The sequence below is a fragment of the Microcoleus sp. B3-D2 genome, from assembly GCF_036705345.1.
Lineage (GTDB): Bacteria > Cyanobacteriota > Cyanobacteriia > Cyanobacteriales > Microcoleaceae > Microcoleus.
Genome location: NZ_JAUBUG010000023.1, coordinates 49160 through 67133 on the forward strand (window position 1 = coordinate 49160; position 17974 = coordinate 67133).

General features: G+C 46.7%; 14 protein-coding genes. 5 read left to right on the top strand and 9 right to left on the bottom strand.

The window, feature by feature from the left end:
- Positions 1-45 precede the first annotated feature (45 nt).
- Positions 46-429, bottom strand: coding sequence for a DUF4346 domain-containing protein (locus tag QUB14_RS11355; protein WP_190657611.1), 384 nt, complete (start codon positions 427-429; stop codon positions 46-48).
- 339 nt (positions 430-768) lie between these two features.
- Between QUB14_RS11355 and dcm the strand changes: the two genes are divergently transcribed.
- Positions 769-1731: a DNA (cytosine-5-)-methyltransferase gene (dcm, locus tag QUB14_RS11360; RefSeq protein WP_333217384.1), complete on the top strand. Its 963-nt coding sequence runs from the start codon at positions 769-771 to the stop codon at positions 1729-1731.
- 57 nt (positions 1732-1788) lie between these two features.
- Here dcm and QUB14_RS11365 read toward each other — a convergent pair whose 3' ends face one another.
- The 4 genes from QUB14_RS11365 to QUB14_RS11380 form a co-directional block, all read right to left on the bottom strand.
- Positions 1789-2172, bottom strand: coding sequence for a hypothetical protein (locus tag QUB14_RS11365; protein ID WP_333217383.1), 384 nt, complete (start codon positions 2170-2172; stop codon positions 1789-1791).
- Between the two features lie 199 nt (positions 2173-2371).
- Positions 2372-2782 (bottom strand): hypothetical protein, encoded by a 411-nt coding sequence (locus QUB14_RS11370; protein WP_333217382.1) that lies wholly within the window; start codon positions 2780-2782, stop codon positions 2372-2374.
- A 290-nt stretch (positions 2783-3072) separates the two neighbouring features.
- Entirely contained in the window at positions 3073-4881 is a 1809-nt protein-coding gene (locus tag QUB14_RS11375) for an aspartate kinase (protein WP_333217381.1), read from the bottom strand.
- A 293-nt stretch (positions 4882-5174) separates the two neighbouring features.
- The gene (locus tag QUB14_RS11380) at positions 5175-5939 is read right to left on the bottom strand and encodes a Uma2 family endonuclease (protein ID WP_333217380.1); all 765 of its coding nucleotides are present in this window, start codon (positions 5937-5939) and stop codon (positions 5175-5177) included.
- 111 nt (positions 5940-6050) lie between these two features.
- On the opposite strand from QUB14_RS11380, the gene QUB14_RS11385 reads away from it, so the two are divergent.
- Entirely contained in the window at positions 6051-6710 is a 660-nt protein-coding gene (locus tag QUB14_RS11385; protein ID WP_333217379.1) for an HAD family hydrolase, read from the top strand.
- 408 nt (positions 6711-7118) lie between these two features.
- Entirely contained in the window at positions 7119-10460 is a 3342-nt protein-coding gene (locus QUB14_RS11390) for a PAS domain S-box protein (protein ID WP_333217378.1), read from the top strand.
- Between the two features lie 491 nt (positions 10461-10951).
- Here QUB14_RS11390 and QUB14_RS11395 read toward each other — a convergent pair whose 3' ends face one another.
- Complete coding sequence (locus QUB14_RS11395) at positions 10952-13183, bottom strand: iron uptake porin (RefSeq protein WP_333217377.1); 2232 nt, start codon at positions 13181-13183, stop codon at positions 10952-10954.
- A gap of 164 nt (positions 13184-13347) precedes the next feature.
- On the opposite strand from QUB14_RS11395, the gene QUB14_RS11400 reads away from it, so the two are divergent.
- A complete protein-coding gene (locus QUB14_RS11400; RefSeq protein ID WP_333217376.1) occupies positions 13348-14106 on the top strand; it encodes a sucrose-phosphate phosphatase in 759 nt (252 codons plus the stop codon).
- 383 nt (positions 14107-14489) lie between these two features.
- Positions 14490-14843: a DUF6464 family protein gene (locus QUB14_RS11405; RefSeq protein ID WP_333066483.1), complete on the top strand. Its 354-nt coding sequence runs from the start codon at positions 14490-14492 to the stop codon at positions 14841-14843.
- An 82-nt stretch (positions 14844-14925) separates the two neighbouring features.
- Here QUB14_RS11405 and QUB14_RS11410 read toward each other — a convergent pair whose 3' ends face one another.
- The 3 genes from QUB14_RS11410 to QUB14_RS11420 all read right to left on the bottom strand — a co-directional run bounded on the left by QUB14_RS11410 (position 14926) and on the right by QUB14_RS11420 (position 17484).
- Positions 14926-15345 (bottom strand): hypothetical protein, encoded by a 420-nt coding sequence (locus QUB14_RS11410; RefSeq protein WP_333217375.1) that lies wholly within the window; start codon positions 15343-15345, stop codon positions 14926-14928.
- Between the two features lie 5 nt (positions 15346-15350).
- Entirely contained in the window at positions 15351-15659 is a 309-nt protein-coding gene (locus QUB14_RS11415; protein ID WP_190657629.1) for a DUF1830 domain-containing protein, read from the bottom strand.
- A gap of 1438 nt (positions 15660-17097) precedes the next feature.
- Entirely contained in the window at positions 17098-17484 is a 387-nt protein-coding gene (locus QUB14_RS11420) for a response regulator (protein WP_333217374.1), read from the bottom strand.
- Between the last annotated feature and the right edge of the window lie 490 nt (positions 17485-17974).

Sequence of the window (17974 nt, forward strand, 5' to 3'; positions counted from 1 at the left end):
ATTCGATCGGTTGGCGTTTTGTCAAGAAATTAAGGCAGGGCTGCACTAATCTTGAACGTATTCTCGATCGCTCAACAATGCGATTTCTGCCCGTAAAAATTCCCGTCCCAGATAAGCCGCGTGATCTAACATTGTCACCGGACAGGGGCGGGTTTCTTCTAGGATTTTGACACAAAGTTCTTTGGCGGTTCGGCCGGTAAAAAGTGTGGACTGAGTGCGTTCTACTTTGCCACGGGCGGGGATGGGTTTGCCAGTTTCGGGATCGACGGCGAGGCCTCGATCGTCGATGATGTTGGTGAAATGTTTGGCACAAATTAAGCTGGTTTCGCGATCGAGATAGATGATGAAGTAGCCGCCTGGATCGAGGTCGATGTGGCGTTTGGATAGCTTGTCATCAATTGCGGTGAGGTTTTCCAAGGTTTGACTCATGGTTGGTGAAAGAAAGTAAACAATAGCTGTATTTTTTGCTGCTATTTCTAGTTTAGTCGGCTGCGGGACAAGTTTGGGACATTGGTTGGTTGAATGCGGGGGGAAATTTCGGGCGATCGACAATTCCTGCAATTTGCCGATCGCTCCTATGCTACAGTCGATCGGACTGGACAGATAAATTGATGAGTGAACTTAAGACGCGATCGCTCTTAGAGCCCCGACTTTTTCAAGAAGTCGGGGTTCTGGGTATTGTGTTTTTTTAGTCGTTGCTCACTTATATATGATGCCAAATCAGTTATTATTGTATATAGAATTTGTTGGTATTCAAGCTGAGCCCAAATGAAATTTATAGATTTGTTTTCAGGAATAGGAGGTTTCAGACAAGGGTTTGAAAAAATTGGCTTTAAATGCGTTTTTTCCTGCGAAATTAACAGCAAATGCCGACAAGTTTACGCCGAAAATTTCGGTGAGGTTCCTTTTCCAGATATTAGTAAAATTAATCCCACCGATTTAGCAGACTTTGATATTTTAGTCGCAGGCTTTCCGTGCCAACCTTTTAGCATCTGTGGCAAAAAGTTGGGTTTTGAAGATACTAGAGGCACGCTATTTTTCGAGATTTGTAAAATCATCAAAATTAAGCAGCCTAAAGTTATCGTTCTCGAAAATGTCAAGCACTTAATCCATCACGATAAGGGAAATACCTTAAAAGTAATTATTGCCAGTCTTGAAGATTTGGGATACAGCGTGAATTACAAAATGCTGAATGCTAAAGACTTTGGAATTCCTCAACATCGTGAAAGAATATTTATTATTGCAACTCAAGGTAAACCCTTCAATTTTTCTCGGCTTAAAACCCAGTTTACTCCAAAACTCAGGGAATTTCTAGACGATACAGGGGATTTTGAAATATTGGACAAATCCGAGTATACTTTAATTGAGTCTCCGAGAAAGCAAGATTCGGGACTTTTGTTTGTAGGTTACAGAAATAAAGGTACTTGGAAAACTGGCGTGAGGCCAAATACAGAACATTTATCGAGGGTTCACAGACAGCCTAATCGCATTTATTCGGTAGATGGAGTGCATCCGACAATTCCTTCGCAAGAAACATCGGGCAGGTTTTTTATCTACATTCCTGAGCAAGATATGGTGAGAAAGTTGACGCTGAAGGAATGTTACCGTCTTATGGGTTTTCCTGAAGATTTTAAGAGTTATCCGAGTGCGGGGGAAAGTTACAAGCAAATTGGGAATTCGGTTTGTGTACCTGTGGTGGAGGCGATCGCCAAAGAAATACTGGGCGGTTGAAACCGCCCAGTATTCTCAGGGGTTTTTAACCCGGATTTGAGCGGACAACTTGCTAAGCTATGTTTGCGAAGGTTGCCATACGATGCTCGATCGCTGTGCTAACAAATCGGCCAATCTTTCAGCTCTGTTTCGATCATCTTTCACCTGAGGTAAACCGACAATCTGAGCGTGGGATGCTGAATCAGGTACTGCATCTAAACCTAATTCACGAATTTGTCCTACTTGCAGACTAGCCACTCCGTAACAATTGTTGAAATTTGCTGCACATTGTTCGGGGGAACAAACACTGGCAATTGTCACCGATAAACCCGGTTCATTCGCTCGCAGTAAATAAGCGGAAAATACAACTAAGTTTGCTTCGTCAATCCATTGACGACGGAGTAAAGCTCTATAGACAATAGCACTGTCAGGTAAAGAATTGAATTGATATTTCGTACTCATAAGTCGTTATTTATAACATATCATTCGGAGAGCAGAGGGGATAAACTCTGTCTACGAATAATAGATATTATAGCACGTTTTAAGACTTATAAGAGTGTTTTACAAGAAAGATAGGACTTACCTGGTATTTTACTTGCCACTGTAATGAATCATTAGATATTTATGACTACATCTGATTCCCTGCGAGAATATTTATCGGTCATACCTTATTAAACCACTCTAGCCAATGGGCTAAGGTGGCTGCTGAAGTAATATCTTCCGAGTCATACTCCTCACTCTTTTGATGATAAATGTAAGCTTTCTCATCAGCATTATGCGGGCAGAACAAGCGTACTCTCCGATCGGCCTTTACATTTTGCCAAGCAAGTCTGATACTACCTAGATCGTCTGTACCAGTGGATGCTTTAGGAAAATTATCACCCAAAATATCATAGGCTTCTACAATCAATTTCATCGCTGTCCTGAAAGCATATTCAGTCGGTCTCAAAATTCCGTACTCATCCTCTTCTTCTAAATCTAAAAGCTCGATCAGACGTTCAACAGTGATTCGGAAATTCAATAAACCGCTATTGCTACTGCTATCAGTAATCTGTTCCTTAGCTACAGTCATAAGATTCCATCCCTTTTAGCCGATCGCCAATTTCATTTTAACACAGCCTCATGCTGTGCAATTTGCACTCAAAACTTTGATAGTTGACTGTCGATCGATATTTCCAATGACACAGCAGTGCCGTGTCCAAATCCGAATATATTTGTAGGGATACAGCAATGCTGTGTCCGCGATATTTGCAAGGACACGGCACTGCCGTATCCCTACCGAAAACTCTAATTAATGAAATTTTTAAGCTTGTAGTTGGGATTCAGAGTCTGCCGGCGCTGAAGCGCAACTACAAACCTCGATTAGGCGGGAACTTGAATTTTTTCGGTGCCGGCAAGTTCAAAGGCTGCGTGAATTGCTTTCAAAGCAGTTACTCCTTGTCCTTCATCCACAACGCAGCTAATTTTAATCTCGGAAGTGGCAATCATTTGAATGTTGATTTGCTGGCGGGAAAGCGCTTCAAACATCTTTGCCGCTACTCCCGGATGCGCTACCATCCCGGAACCGACAACGCTAACTTTGGCAATTTGTGTATCGACTGCTACTTCGCCCCATCCGAATTCTGGGGCGGCTTTTTCGAGGGCGTTTTTAGCAGCTTCGGCGTCAATTTGTGCTACGGTAAATGCAATGTCGCGAGTTAATATGCCGTCGATATTGTGGCAGCGCTGCGACTGAATGATCGTGTCTACGCTGATATTTTCCTCGGCTAAAAGTCCGAACAGTTTTGCTGCTACTCCGGGTCGATCGGGCAATTGGCGAATTGCTAGACGCGCTTGATTGAGATCCAACGCAACGGCGCGGACTGCGGGCGGTTTGTGGGATGATGAATGCAGCCCAATAGGGGAGTTGGCGACATCAAATGCTTTGCAGAGTTCGGCAACGGCCCGATCGCAATCTTCGGCATCGATCGCACAACTAACTTTCACCTCGGATGTAGAAATCATTTGAATGTTAATTCCCGCATCCGCTAAAGTCTTAAACATCTGCGCCGCTACCCTCGGACGACCGATCATTCCCGCGCCCGCAATGCTAACTTTAGCTATTGGCCGCTCTTCTGCTTTCACTTCCGGTTCTCCCAATTCGGGGCGAGAATTCTTGCCGAGGGCGGGGATAATTGCATCTGCAACGGCGGTGGCTTGTTGCAGAGATTTTCGCGTCACTGTGAACGCAATATCGTTAGTATTTCCTTCATGAATTGACTGGATAATTAAGTCTACATCGAGGTTTTGCTGCGCGATCGCACCAAACAACCGCGCTGCTACGCCAGGGCGATCGGGCAAACGCAGTAGCGACACCCCTGCCTGATCTAAGTCAAATTCCACCGCATCGACCGCTGTTGCGAGCTCCAAACCCTCCAAAGGCCGAAGTTTCGGGGGTGGGGACACTACCCGCGTACCGGGGGCGTCACTCCAGCTAGAAAGCACTACCAGCGGCACGCCGTAATTCTTGGCAATTTCTACCGCGCGCGGGTGGAGGACTTTTGCGCCCAAACTCGCCAATTCCAGCATTTCGTCGCAAGTGATTTCGTCCATCAATTGCGCGTCGGCAACCAAGCGCGGATCTGTAGTCAGAATTCCGGGAACGTCGGTATAAATTTCGCACCTGTCTGCCCGCAGCGCTGCTGCGAGGGCAACTGCTGTCGTGTCGGAACCGCCACGGCCCAAGGTGGTAATTTCCAATTCTCCGGCATCGGCGATACCTTGGAACCCCGCAACCACAACGACTTTACCGCTTTTTAACTGGCTTTCAAGCCGATTCGGGTCGATTCGCAAAATCCGGGCGCGGGTGTGGGCGGCTTCGGTGACAATGCCGACTTGGGCGCCGGTGAGGGAAATTGCGGGCTGTCCCATTTCCTGCAATGCCATGCTCAAAAGTGCTATCGAGACTTGTTCCCCAGTGGAGAGCAACATATCCATTTCCCGCTTGTTGGGATTTGCGGAAATTTCCTTGGCGAGTTTAACTAAACCGTCGGTGGTTTTGCCCATCGCCGAAAGTACGACAACCAGAGAGTTGCCGAGCTGTGCTGTTTTTACAACTCGTCGGGCTACCTCCAAAATGCGATCGACTGTGCCAACCGAGGTTCCGCCATATTTCTGAACAATTAGTGCCATAGGACTTACACAAAAAGTGATGCAATACTTAAGTTAATATACGCAAATTTTTGATAATAACCGATGAATGTTTATATCGTTTCTGAGGAGGCTGCTAGGCGATCGGGTTTTTACAGCACATCATATTCCTAGGGACACTGAATTGCCGTGTCCCTACCGGCATCTGCGACTTATGGGAATTAAGATTTTTGATGGAAGAATTGAAGAATTGCCAAGGACTTATGAAGAACCCAACCCCGATAATCATCACTGATCCCCAATCTAAAATCTAAAATCTAAAATCTAAAATCGAATTACCGTCCTTCTAACTCTCGCAAACGCGCTTCTAAAGCTTGAATTCGCAGCTCAGCTTCTATGCGCCTTTGTCCTTCTCGTTCTGCCACTAATTGGGCTTGTTCTGCCCGTTCCTCGGCGGCCGGCAGCAAATTCCCAGAGGCATCCCACCAGCGCAGCCAAGGCAATTCTACACCCTGATAAACCCCTTGCCAAATACCTAATTCCACTCCTATTTGTGCGATCGGGTAATGTCCGCGCTCATTTTGTGGAACTAACTCGAACCGATCTTCTACCAAATGATACACTTCAACTTGTGCCTTTTTGACTTCATAAATGCCGTAAAAAGCAGGTCGAATTATCCGTTCGTAAATCCAGAATTTGCCCTGGCGAGGAGTCCTATCTCTTTCTTCACTGCCATCACCAGAAACAAATTCAAGTACAATCCGAGGCGGCATTAATTCCTGCCACATTACATAGGAGCGACGAAGATTTCCGTCAAGAGTTGGCGGCACGTCGGGCACGTAAAACCAATCAGGTGCTTCGGCTCCTCTTTCTGGCGGTTCCGGGTGCCGGGCCACTCGCCAGTAAATACCGGAATCTTGACCGATGCAGTATTGTCCGTCGGGATGAATTTGGTCTAAAATCGGTCGGATTGATGTTGTTAACAGGATGCTTTGAGGATGTTCTTGGAAGTTTTTTACAAAAGTACCGTCGGAGTCGGGTAATTGAGTGTGGTCAGGGAAATCTGTTGCTATAATTTCTGGTTGTTCGGTGACACTCATGTTGACCTCTTGAATGTTTAAAGATGATACTTATAATTTGTGACTTAGAGATTAATAATGCTATTATATCATTGGAAACCTCCGGTTGCTCTATTGAAAATTTTCAGAAATATGAGTAAGTACAAGTTAATTATTTTTGACTTCGACGGCACCTTAGCAATTACTCACAAAGCTATTGTATTTTGCTTTACAAAAACTTTTGAAACTTTCAATATTACCCCGCCCGCTGCTGATACTATTATAGGTACGATCGGCATCAATTTACCAAATACTTTTAAAATCCTGCATCCGGCGATCGAGGAAAGCGCAATTCCTGAATGGGTGGAAACTTACCGCTCTTATTATCGGACGGAAGGTGAAAAGCAGGTAGAGTTATTTACCGGGACAAAGCAAGTCTTGCAGTTGGCGCGCAAGTCGGGATTGAGCTTGGGAGTTTTTAGCAACAAACACGTTAGTTTGGTAAATTCGTTACTGCAAAAATTGAAAATTCACAGTTTTTTTGATTTGATTTTAGGTGACAACGGAGAAATGATTATGAAACCCGAGGCGGCGGTTTTTCACTCAATTATTAAACCGCTGTTCCCGGACTTGGATAACAGTCAAATTTTAATGGTTGGCGATACAGCGATTGATTTGCTGTTTGCTAAAAATGCTGGGATAGATGTTTGTTGGGCGGCTTACGGATATGGCGATCGCGCTCAGTGTCTCGCCCTAGAACCGACTTTCGCGCTCGACGATATTTCAGAACTTGCTGTGTTCGTTCAACATTAATTTTTCCGGTTTTTTTATTGGATATTTGGAATCGTTTAAATCCTATATCTTTTATTCCAAATATTTCAATAGAGACTCCGGGCATCAGATTTTGATTCACTCAAAAAAATAAATGCCCGAACTTGTAAGCTACCTAAACCCTGCCAAGCAAACCATACCAAAGATAGAGTGATCCCGGGAACAGCTATTATAAATTAACAAGTAGGATTCCTTTGAAGGTAGAAGGCACAAGGCAGAAGCAAAGAGGAAAAAAACGAGGGAAGCCAGATTTTTTTTAGGTAGAATTTACCGCCAAAATTCTGCATAATAGCCTTCTACCTTCTGCCTGTGGAAAACAGGCAATTCTGTTAAAGTCTAGGGTGTGCAGCCAGTCGAGATCTCTACAATAAACTCAATTTATAGAAAATCATGCAGATAGATATAAGCATTCCTTCTGAAACGCTATCGCCGACTCGTACTGGCGGCACACCGAATTTAATAGAAGAAGTATTTCGGCTGTACGATCGCGCCCTGGCAGCTACCAGCAACGGCATCGCGATCGCGGACGCTACCCGGCCGGACAAGCCTATAGTCTACTGCAACGGGGCTTTCGAGCGGATTACAGGTTACGATCGCACCGAAATAATCGGGAAGAACTGCCGCTTCCTGCAAGGCCCGGATACCGATCGCGCAGCCGTCGATCAAATCCGTGTGGCCCTGAAAGAACAGCATGACTGCAAAGTAGTTCTGAAAAACTATCGCAAAGACGGCACCGCCTTCTGGAACGAACTCAGCATCTCGCCGGTGCGCGACAGCAGCGGGCTCGTTACCCACTTCATCGGCGTCCAATCTGATATCACCGATCGCTTCCAAGCAGAAGAAGCCCTCAAACAAGCCGAGGCAAAATACCGCAGCATCTTTGAAAACGCCACCGAAGGCATATTTCAAACCGCCCCAGACGGGCGCTACCTCAGCGCCAACCAGGCACTCGCCCGAATGTACGGCTACGATTCGCCCTCAGAACTGATCGCAAGATGTTCGGCAAAAAACCTTTACGCCGATCGCGGCCGCCGCGCTTCCTTCATTGCAGAAATTACCAAAAATGGCTCCCTGAAAGAGTTTGAGTCCTGCGTCCGCCGCAAAGACGGCAGCACTACCTGGATCTCGGAAAACGTGCGCGAAGTCCGCGACGAAAGCGGCGAACTCCTTTACTACGAAGGAACCGTCGCCGAAATCGCCGCCCGCAAAGAAGCCGAAGCAGCGCTGCGAAATCAAGAATACTGGCTGAAAACCGCGATTAACGCCGTCCCCGACGCGATCAACCTCACAGACAGCGAGGGGCGCTGGCTGATTGCCAACGACTGCGCCCTCCAACTTTTGGGCTGGGAAACCGCAGACTACCAGGGTAAAACTACTGCCGAACTCGCTGCCGCCGCCGATCCGAGAGTCAGAGAAATCCTGCTAACTTGGCAGGAAACCGACGAAACCACCTGGCAAGCAGGCACTCTTACCTCCAGCAGCCAAATTGTCCCCTTGCCCACAGGCGGCAGCAATTTGTTTGAAGTGCGGAAAGTGCCGCTGTTCAACCCCGACGGTTCGCGCAAAGGTTTGGCCGTGGCGGGGCGGGACATCACGCAGGAAGTGGCAGCGGACGCAGCTTTGCGAGACAGCGAACAGCGGTTTCGGGCAATTTTTGAACGCGCTGGGATCGGCATGGTAGTCGCTACCCTCGAAGGTGTTGCGATCGCCACTAACCCGGCATTTCAAGCTATGCTGGGGATCTCGGAAGCTCAACTGCGAGGTGTCGGCCTCGACGACTACGCGCACCCGGAAGACGCACCAGTTTCGCGCCAGTTGCGCCAACAGTTGGTCGCGGGCTCCCGCGAAGCTTACCAAATCGAGAAGCGCTACCTCCGCCAAGACGGCAGCATCAGGTGGGGACGCCTCAGCGCCTCTGTCATCGACAGCAGTCAGGGAACGCCACAGTTTCTTTTGCAAATGGTAGAGGATATTACCGATCGCAAACAAGCCGAGTCAGCTTTGTTTCAAAATGAGGCTAAGTGGCGATCGCTGATTCTCAACAGTTCCGACATCATTACTATTCTGGACGCCAGCGGTCGCATTGTTTACGAAAGCCCTTCTGTAGAAAGAGTTTTGGGCTACGAATTCGATGAACTCGCCGGTCAAATTGCTCTCGATTTAATCCACCCTGACGACCTTCCCTCGGTGATGTCCGACTGCGAAAAACTGATCGCAAATCCAGGCGATTCGATCGCCCTAGAAGGTCGCTTCCGGCGCGCTGACGGTTCTTGGTGTTTTCTTGAAGGTGTCGGCATCAACTTGCTAGCAGACCCCGCTGTGAAAGGAATTGTGATCAACTCCCGCGACATGACGGCGCGCAGGCAAGCAGAGTACCGCCTCAGCAAAATCAACGAGTGCTTTTTGGGATTCACCACCGACGCCGCTGAGAACATCCAGCGGCTGACATCCTTAGCCGGCGAGCTTTTGGGCGGAAGCTGCGCCATCTACAGCCGCGTCGGTGGCGGTCTGCTGCAAGCGATCGCGACTTGGCAAGCGCCGCCGGACTACCCGCTGGTCGATCGCGCCGAGGGCCACATCTGCACCGACGTATGCAGCAAAGGAAGCGATCGGGCTGTTGCAATTCCTGACTTGCAGAACACGATCTACGCCCAAACCGATCCCGCTGTCATCCGCTACCAACTGCAAAGCTATCTGGGACAAGCAGTGCGGCTGGGCGACAATTACGTGGGTGCGGTGTGCGTTGTCTACACCGAGTCGATCGCGCCCACCGAAGCCGACTGCAAGCTGATCGGAATTATTGCCGGCGCGATCGGAGTTGAGGAAGAACGGGCCGCCGCCGCCGATCGCGATCGGCAAAAATCCCAAGAACTGCAAACAGCTTTGAGCGACTTGCAGCAAACTCAAATGCAGTTAGTACAAACCGAAAAAATGTCTTCCCTCGGACAGGTGCTAGCAGGAATTGCCCACGAAATTAACAACCCAGTTGGCTTTGTCGCTGGCAACCTCTGCCACGTCCGAGGGTACGTTCTAGACTTATTAGAAATCGTACAGGTGTATCGAGAAGAGTACCCGAATCCCCCAGCAAAACTTCAGCAACAAGCCGATGATATAGACTTAGAATTTCTAGCAGAAGACCTGCCCAAGTTGCTCAGTTCGATGCAGACCGGATGCGAGCGCATTGTAGAAATTATTCAAACTCTTCGCAATTTCTCGCGGGCAGACGAAGCTAAAATCAAGACTGCCGACATTCACGAAGGCTTAGAAAGTACCTTGTTAATGTTGAACACCCGGCTGAAAGCCAAGGCAAAATGGCAGGGCATTAAAGTTATCAAAGAATACGGAGAACTGCCGCAAATAAACTGTCATCCCGGACTGTTAAATCAGGTGTTTATGAATGTATTGGCAAATGCTATCGACGCCTTGGAAGAAAGCAGCAGCCAAGCAAAAGACACCGCAAATTCTATCTGTCCTACTATTACCATTCAAACTGAAACGATTGAGGACAAGAGCATTTTAATTCGGATCAAAGACAACGGTATGGGCATTCCCGAAGATCAGATTGTGCGTTTGTTTGACCCGTTTTTTACCACAAAACCCGTAGGTAAAGGCACAGGTTTGGGTTTATCAATTTCGCACCAAATTGTCGTTGAAAAACACAACGGCAAATTGCAGTGCCTCTCAGAACCCGGTAAAGGCACTGAATTTATCATCGAAATTCCAATTCGTTGACATCAGGACGACGCTAATCAGGATATCATATCAATTCCGGTTGCACTCCTCATGATTGTTGACTGTTGGCTGTTGGCTGTTGACTGTTGGCTGTTAACTGTCCGTCGAAAAACTGAATGATGGTTGAGTGTTGACTGTTGACTCGATTTTACGCCCGACGATGAAGCGCGGATTTGATATCATGTCCATTAATTATGTCCGCATTCGGCTTAAAAACCCCCTTGATTTCTTAGTCCCTCTCAGTTAGGAACGACAGTTTGTGTAGTAGCGATTTCAATCGCCTAGCCTTATCAAGGGGTTTTTAACGCGGATTTGGTATCAGTGGTTTGATACCCTACTAAGAGCGCGGTAAGGCGCTCCAAGCGCGCCCTAAATATAGCAGTTTTAAACTGAGTCAGGTACTCTGCAGTCAGCACCCCATTACCCATTACCAATGTGTACCTCACTCAACTGAAAATACTATAATTAGGTTCAAGTAAGTCCTAATTTAGTTAAAAACTAAACTGCGTCCGCAAATTTCCCACAAAAATTGTCGGGTTGTTATCGAAATTATTGGCATTCCAGATCGCATAAATTGCAGGTACGATCGAAATATGTTCGGTGAGAGGCAAATAATAAGTGGCTTCAATTTCGTACTGCTTGCCACCATTTCCCCCGCCAGAAACCAGAAACCTCCGACCGCCAGTAACGTCAAAAGGTACTAAAAATGAGGCCGTAAACATAGCTCCTTTTTTGAAGAAATCAGGAAGTGCAAATCCTAACATATAAGATTGAGTTTTGATCGTGCCGTCGGGTCGGTCAGTCTTGGGAAATATATTGGTTTCGGCGTAGCCGTAGCGACCGAAAAGACCGAAACGGCGGCTGAGTGACCAATCGAAATTAAAGCTATAAGTATTGGCAGTAGCATTGCCGAGACGGCCACCGAAACCGTCATCTGCCAAACCGTTAATCGGCCTGCCATTCGGTGCTCCAATTAGCCCGCCAATTTGCTGGATGTTGGAACGGCTGTACAAAAACCGCAAATTTGCCCGATCGCTCGGACTGAATGTTAGTTCGGCGGTACTCGTATTTGTCCCACCAAACAAGCCTTGAGACGGATTGGAAGCGGAATTAAACACCGGAGTGGGCAAAAATTCCATACTCTCGCCCAAATAGCCCAAACGCAGTTTCAATCGGCGGCTGATATCCCACAAAGCCAAAGCACCTGCGCCGCGTTTGGTAGCAGTTAACAAAGTGCTATTGTTAGAATTAAAACTGCTCGCACCGTCCACGAAAAAGCTAAAATTATTGTTGTCAAAGTAGCGGTAGAAATTAATTCTCGGCCCGATTACTACTTGCAAGCTGTTGCTAACCGGGAACTGATAAGAAAGTTCTCGCAGGATAACTTCATTGGGATTCACCCCAGCAGTCTGGTCTAGAAAAGGAGTGCCAAAGGTATTAAAAAGACCTGGAGAAGTATACTGATTTGCTGGTGCAGTTCCGTTACCTACAGCTAGCTGTGTAATCAATTGGTCTTTCCCTGTAAAAGAAGTAGTGAGGGTTAACCAAACTAAGTGGCTGAAAGTAATTTCTGGGTCGTCCACTCTCTGCACGATCGGTCTGTTGGTGACAGGATCGCGTCCGGGTACTCGATCGAGCGGAGCAGCATTTCCATTTATTGCTTCAACTCGGACTCGCTTGCCCGCAAAAGCTCCACTCAGATTAAACCAAGCAAATGCGTTTAGTTTAGTAGTAGTTGAAAATTGGTTGGCTTCTAATTCGGCAGTCCGGGCTTCTAAAGCATCTACTCGACCGCGCAAAGTAGCTAATTCTGCTGCAAATTCTTCTTGCAATCTTTGCAAAGCAAGTAAATCTTCTCGCTGGACTAAATTACCAGTAGAACCGCCAAGTTGTTTGGTAATTTGGTCTAAGCAAGCGTTTAATCCGGCGGCGAATTCATAGCGAGTCATTGCTCGATTGCCTCGGAATGTGCCGTCTGGATATCCCGCAATGCAGCCGTATCTTTCTACTAGGGATTGTAAGGCTTGAAAAGCCCAATCTGTCGGCCGCACGTCGGACAGTTGGGAAACAGAAGTGACTTGTGCTGCGTCTTCTTGTATGCTGAGGTCATCAGCGGTGCCCGTCTCGCTGCTGATGTCGGCAACTGTGCTGGCTTCAGCAACTTGTTGAGACTGAGGAGAGTTTGCAATTTCTAACTCCTGGGGGGGTAATTCGCGAATTGCCCCCGTTATTTCTGGGGCTGTTGTTGCCCGATCGACTGTTGCTATATCTTGTTTGGGTAAAGCACGATCGACTGTTGCTATATCTGTTTCGGGTAAAGCACGATTCACCCATGCTGCATCTGTTTGAGGTAAAGCACGATCGACTGTTGCTATATCTGTTTCGGGTAAAGCACGATCGACTGTTGCTATATCTGTTTGAGGTAAAGCGCGATTCACCCATGCTGCATCTGTATCGGGTAAAGGGCGATAGACTGCTGATTTAGTCTCTGCGGCGATCTCCGCTAACTGCGGTATCTCAATCTTAACTGCTGCCAGCGCTGCGTCTGGGGGGGCGGGCACGGGGGCACCGCCCCTACCGACTCCACTCGCTTCTAGCGCAACTTCTGGAGTTGAGGTATCCTGAATTTGAGCTGTTGCTGCGATCGGCCCCAAAGGCACTGCCGCACCAGAAATCAAGAAAGACAGCCAAAAAGCTTTAAGGGAGGTTGAATTATTCACCATACCACTCACACCACTTGTTGAAAATTAAATTTGGCCAATCTTAAACGATAAGCTTGCTTATAAATGTGTTTGGTTTAACAAATTCTTATAAATAGTTAAAAGAATTTTAGGAAGCCCTCGGTTCCAGATCGCTGATGACTACTGACTACTGACTAATTCCCAAAATGAAGTTTTTATTAGTTACAGATTTAGACAACACGCTAGTCGGAGATGACGAAGCAACTCAAGTTTTAAACCAGCGCTTGCAATCAAAGCGATCGCAAATATATTTGGTTTATGCTACGGGGCGTTCTTATGCTTCAACTTGCGAATTAATTGCCCAAAAGCAACTGCTAGCACCAGACTATTTGATCGCAGGTGTAGGCAGCGAAATTTACCAAGACGGAACCCTGGACTTAGATTGGGCGGAATATCTTTCTCAAGACTGGGATAAAATGGCGATCGCCTCTTTAGCTCAGCAGTTTTCCCAGCTTAAACCCCAATCCCTAAAAGAACAAAATCCTTGGAAAATCAGTTATTGTCTGGAACCAGCAGCAGAAAATAGTTCGATTGTCCAGACTTTGCAGCAAAAGTTAACTGAATCGAGACTGCCAGGTCAAATCATTTTTAGCAGCAATCGCGATGTGGATATTTTACCGCAAACTAGCAATAAAGGTAATGCCCTTACTTATTTACAAAAGCGCCTACAAATTCCATCTGAGGCAACATTAGTTTGCGGTGATTCTGGCAATGATATCAATATGTTTGAACAGGATGTCCGGGGAGTAATCGTCGCTAATGCTCTATCAGAACTCTTAGAATGGCATCGCGAATGCGGCACTGAAAATCATTATTTAGCTAGTTCTGCTTGCGCTTGGGGAATCATGGAAGGAATGGCATATTTTTGGGAATTAGGATTGCCGAAAATCCGGTTGGGTTTGTAGTGAGCACTAAAGTCCTCATACAAATCACAGGACTGAAGTCCTCAGTACAAACGCACCCGAAGCACCCCAAGTCCTGCAAACCCTTAAAATCTGTTCAGGAATCTCAACCGCGTATCGATCGAACCTGCGAGTTGCGATACCATCAGCGTGTACTGCTTTATCAAACCTAATCGAACTTAACTTTAGTTACCTCAAGCGAGTTGAAGTTTATTTCCTAGCCTGTTGGTTAGTCGGCTATCCGCCGATCGCCAAAGGTTCTATAGTTAAGTTTAGCGCCTCAACCGAAATTACTCTCTCTAAAAAAACTTATCTTTCTAGATGAAGAAGATGTCGGTTTAGCTCACTATTTGCCCCTTTAGTTCAGTTCGCGAACGCACCGCCACATGGAACAAAATACTTTACCCGTAGAGGTGATTCTCTCTCACCCCCGCCAATATTTAGGTAGCATTCGGCTGGATTGGACGCCACAACCGGGGAACTATCTAGATTTAGAGGGACAAACCTACGCTGTTTTGGAACGCCACCACCGCTATCAACTCAAATCCGGCCGCTACCGACTGCAAAAAATTGCCCTGTACGTGCAGTCGGCCACACCGCCGACGGAAAGAACTTTTGTAAGCGGCATCTGGGTTATCGGAGATGCTAGCTGCCGTTTTAATGCTCGATCGGAAATTCTGCGCTGTGCTGTCAATCCCAATGGCCCGTGCAACTGCTGCTGCGATTACCAAAAGTCTTGAACCATCGAGTCAGTACACAATTCCACCTCGCCCAACCGAGAGAGCCGAGAATCTCGGCGTCTCCCTCAATTACAATAAACTATCAAAGCCAACTAGCAACTCTCGAATCCAATTTAACTTCTTCAGGCAGGCGGCGATCTATCTTCGGATAGCTGTGCAGCACCTCGCGAATTCCAGTATGAATCAAATTTTCTATGTGCAGCAATTGCTCTGAAGAACAGCGAACCTGAACTGTTTGGTTTGACACCGACTCGCTGGGGTCGATCGCAGTATATCTATTAGGAACTCGGCTGAGCACATAAGCAATTAAATCTTGTCGCAATCCCGAAGGCGAAAAAGCTTGTTGGTAGGGGTGCTTCGGATAAGACTCCAAGATAATTTCTACTTCCTCTGTGACTACAGCTAAGGTAATATTGACAAGATTTTTCTGCATTTTCCCCGTCCCCAAACACTCGTTAACTAATATTTTTGTGGCTGTTCTCGATCTCGTCTGATTTCTCATGAATTTTAACCGGCTAATACAGCCAATCGTTCTTCGGTCATCACCAGCTCGAACTCGGAACTTACCTCTTCTATAACCCGCAGCACGTAGCAGGGAATCTTGTCGGATAAAATAGCACTTGGCACCACACCAGTGTGAACTTCTAAGACTGCTTCTGCAGCAGCTTCAAACATCAGTCGCTGTCCGGGAAACATCACTCTTTCAAAGTACCAATTAGGAATGTTCCCAATCCGAACCACCTGAACTAGGTTGGTAACATTTGCGTAATAGCACAGAATCTGGTTGTTACCTTTATAAGATAGCTGATCAGACATTTAAAAATCTCCACACTCTTTCAAAAACTAACTGAGACTTGACTTTGCCGGTTAGTGGCAATTGCGAGTTGGGCTCTGGACAAAACGACCGACTTATTTGTGGGGTGTTATTCGAGAGCGCGAATCACCAAAAATACTCGGTAAGTGGGAAGCTCAGAGACTTTAGTCCTGAGAGGAAAACGACCCGGCGATTTCAATCGCCTTGAATCCCCTCGCGGGGCAGAGGGGTATGGTTGCCCCTCCGGTGAGGATATGGTTGTCCTCAATCTCCCATTTCTGGGGTAAAGTTAGCTTCGCCAATGTTATAGAGGCTTGTTAGGCTGGCAGCACTGTCTCAGTGACTTTAAGACTGTTTAACTACTAGCGACAGGGCAGGGGACTAGCTTCGCATCCCAGGGTGTCATGACCTAAATAACGTAGCCTGTTAAGGCTTAGGCTGGTCAGTACAGCTTGTTTGATTTCTCTTACAAGCGAGCGTGGCTTTAGCCCGCTCGTTACTGACATCTTCAGTTATTAATTTTTGTAGCATTGAGTTCTCCTGCCAACACTTAGAGGACTGGCGCACAAACCCCGTTTTTCCCCGTTAAAAACCGGGTTTTTGTGGTAGGCACTGCCTAACCCCTGACTTATTCAGGCTGGTTGTTCTGTAGCACCAGTTAATCGAAATTACCGTCACTGCCCCGAACTCTCCTGACAACAGGTTCGCTCTTTGGCAGTGGAATGGTGCTGAGATGGCATAGACTTTCAACTCAAGAGCTTGGACTAAATATTATCTAAAAAATATGAGGAAATTATGAAGACCATAATTTTTTTTGATAAATATACTTTTGCCGAAGCAGGGATTACAACAGTTAGGCAAAAACCGGGTTTTTTAGCCAAAAACTTGGTTTTATCTGTGTTCCTGGGTTAAAAAACCAGGTTTCTGAGGGAAATCTGCGTAAATCTTTGATTAGCAGGCTGAAACCTGGTTTTTTAGCAAAAAACTTGGCTGCATCCGTGATTCCGGGTTGAAAAAAATCGTTCTTGAGGCAAGTGTGCGTAACTTCTGGAGGAGTTATTCGGCCTGTAAATGCGGTGATAGCCGATCGGGTTTTTAGGTAACAAAAAACCCCGACTCCCTGAGATCATCTCTAGAACTTCTAGGGAATCAGAGTTTAAATTAATCAATCACCGATCGATCTCAAAGCTAAATCAAAAAAATGAGGAAATTATGAAAATAGCCGGAAAAACTAGGAATTTCCTGGACGCATAAACCGGGTTGTCTAACATAATTGCGTAATTTTCGCAACAATCAAGAGAAGGAGAAAGCGGATTTTTGATCGTCATCCGGCTTTAATGCCCCCTTGATTCTTCCGTCGGGCTGGGCCGACTTTGTGGGTCTAGTAGCGGTTTCAACTGCCGAGTTTGATATGGTATCTGCGATGTATTTTACCCGAGTTTAAAGCAACGGTTCCCAACCCAGAATTTCCGCTACTTGCTGTGCCAAACTCAAAGGATCGAAAGGCTTTGCAATCACCCCCGCTACCCCCAAATCAGCAAATTGGCTCAAATCCATCGCCTGCACCTTAGCCGTCAGGAAAATCACCGGAATCCCCCGAGTAGCCGCATTATTTTGCAGCAAACCAAACAGAGTAAGTCCGTCAATATCCGGCATCATCACATCTAACAGAATAGCGTCAGGGAGGTGAGTTTCAGCTAAAACCAATCCTTGGCTGCCGTCAGGCGCGCTTAGTACAATCCAGCCGCCTAAATGTTCCAGACAGGCCTGAATCACGCTGCAGAGGTTTTTTTCATCATCGATGACCAGAATGCGCTTTGCTGACATAATTAAAACTCTAATTTTAAATTAATCATGGTAAACCGAAAAAAAACTTACGCAGGCTGCCTCATCAACCCGGTTTCTTGACAGATATAGCAGAAGGAAGAAGCAATAAAATTAAGAGTTTCAGCACTTAAGAACGTCCTAATCGAGCGAGGTTGCTATATTTTGCCACTCACCTACTGATATCATTTCCGGTTACACTCCTTATGATGTTGACGGTTGACGGTTGACTGTTGACGCCGTGAACAGTCAACCGTCAACCGTCAACAGTGAACTCGAATTTACTATTCCGATGCTAACGGATTTGATATGAAACCCTGACCACAAAAATCGGGCGTTCCATAATGGCGGGATGATTTTGATTGTTTTGTGGGGTGGGCCCATGAACCCGTCCGATATATTTTCACCGCAGGCGGGACGCCTAACCCCTACTCCCCACAAGCATCATCCTCCAATTGTGCAACGCCAAAAATCGACATATCAGCCTCCCAAA

Coding starts and splice junctions, on each gene's coding strand:
- QUB14_RS11400 (WP_333217376.1), top strand. CDS start 13,348: ATGAAGTTTTTATTAGTTACAGATTTAGACAACACGCTAGTCGGAGAT.
- QUB14_RS11415 (WP_190657629.1), bottom strand. CDS start 15,659: ATGTCTGATCAGCTATCTTATAAAGGTAACAACCAGATTCTGTGCTAT.
- QUB14_RS11370 (WP_333217382.1), bottom strand. CDS start 2,782: ATGACTGTAGCTAAGGAACAGATTACTGATAGCAGTAGCAATAGCGGT.
- QUB14_RS11410 (WP_333217375.1), bottom strand. CDS start 15,345: ATGAGAAATCAGACGAGATCGAGAACAGCCACAAAAATATTAGTTAAC.
- QUB14_RS11405 (WP_333066483.1), top strand. CDS start 14,490: ATGGAACAAAATACTTTACCCGTAGAGGTGATTCTCTCTCACCCCCGC.
- dcm (WP_333217384.1), top strand. CDS start 769: ATGAAATTTATAGATTTGTTTTCAGGAATAGGAGGTTTCAGACAAGGG.
- QUB14_RS11355 (WP_190657611.1), bottom strand. CDS start 429: ATGAGTCAAACCTTGGAAAACCTCACCGCAATTGATGACAAGCTATCC.
- QUB14_RS11395 (WP_333217377.1), bottom strand. CDS start 13,183: ATGGTGAATAATTCAACCTCCCTTAAAGCTTTTTGGCTGTCTTTCTTG.
- QUB14_RS11365 (WP_333217383.1), bottom strand. CDS start 2,172: ATGAGTACGAAATATCAATTCAATTCTTTACCTGACAGTGCTATTGTC.
- QUB14_RS11390 (WP_333217378.1), top strand. CDS start 7,119: ATGCAGATAGATATAAGCATTCCTTCTGAAACGCTATCGCCGACTCGT.
- QUB14_RS11380 (WP_333217380.1), bottom strand. CDS start 5,939: ATGAGTGTCACCGAACAACCAGAAATTATAGCAACAGATTTCCCTGAC.
- QUB14_RS11420 (WP_333217374.1), bottom strand. CDS start 17,484: ATGTCAGCAAAGCGCATTCTGGTCATCGATGATGAAAAAAACCTCTGC.
- QUB14_RS11375 (WP_333217381.1), bottom strand. CDS start 4,881: ATGGCACTAATTGTTCAGAAATATGGCGGAACCTCGGTTGGCACAGTC.
- QUB14_RS11385 (WP_333217379.1), top strand. CDS start 6,051: ATGAGTAAGTACAAGTTAATTATTTTTGACTTCGACGGCACCTTAGCA.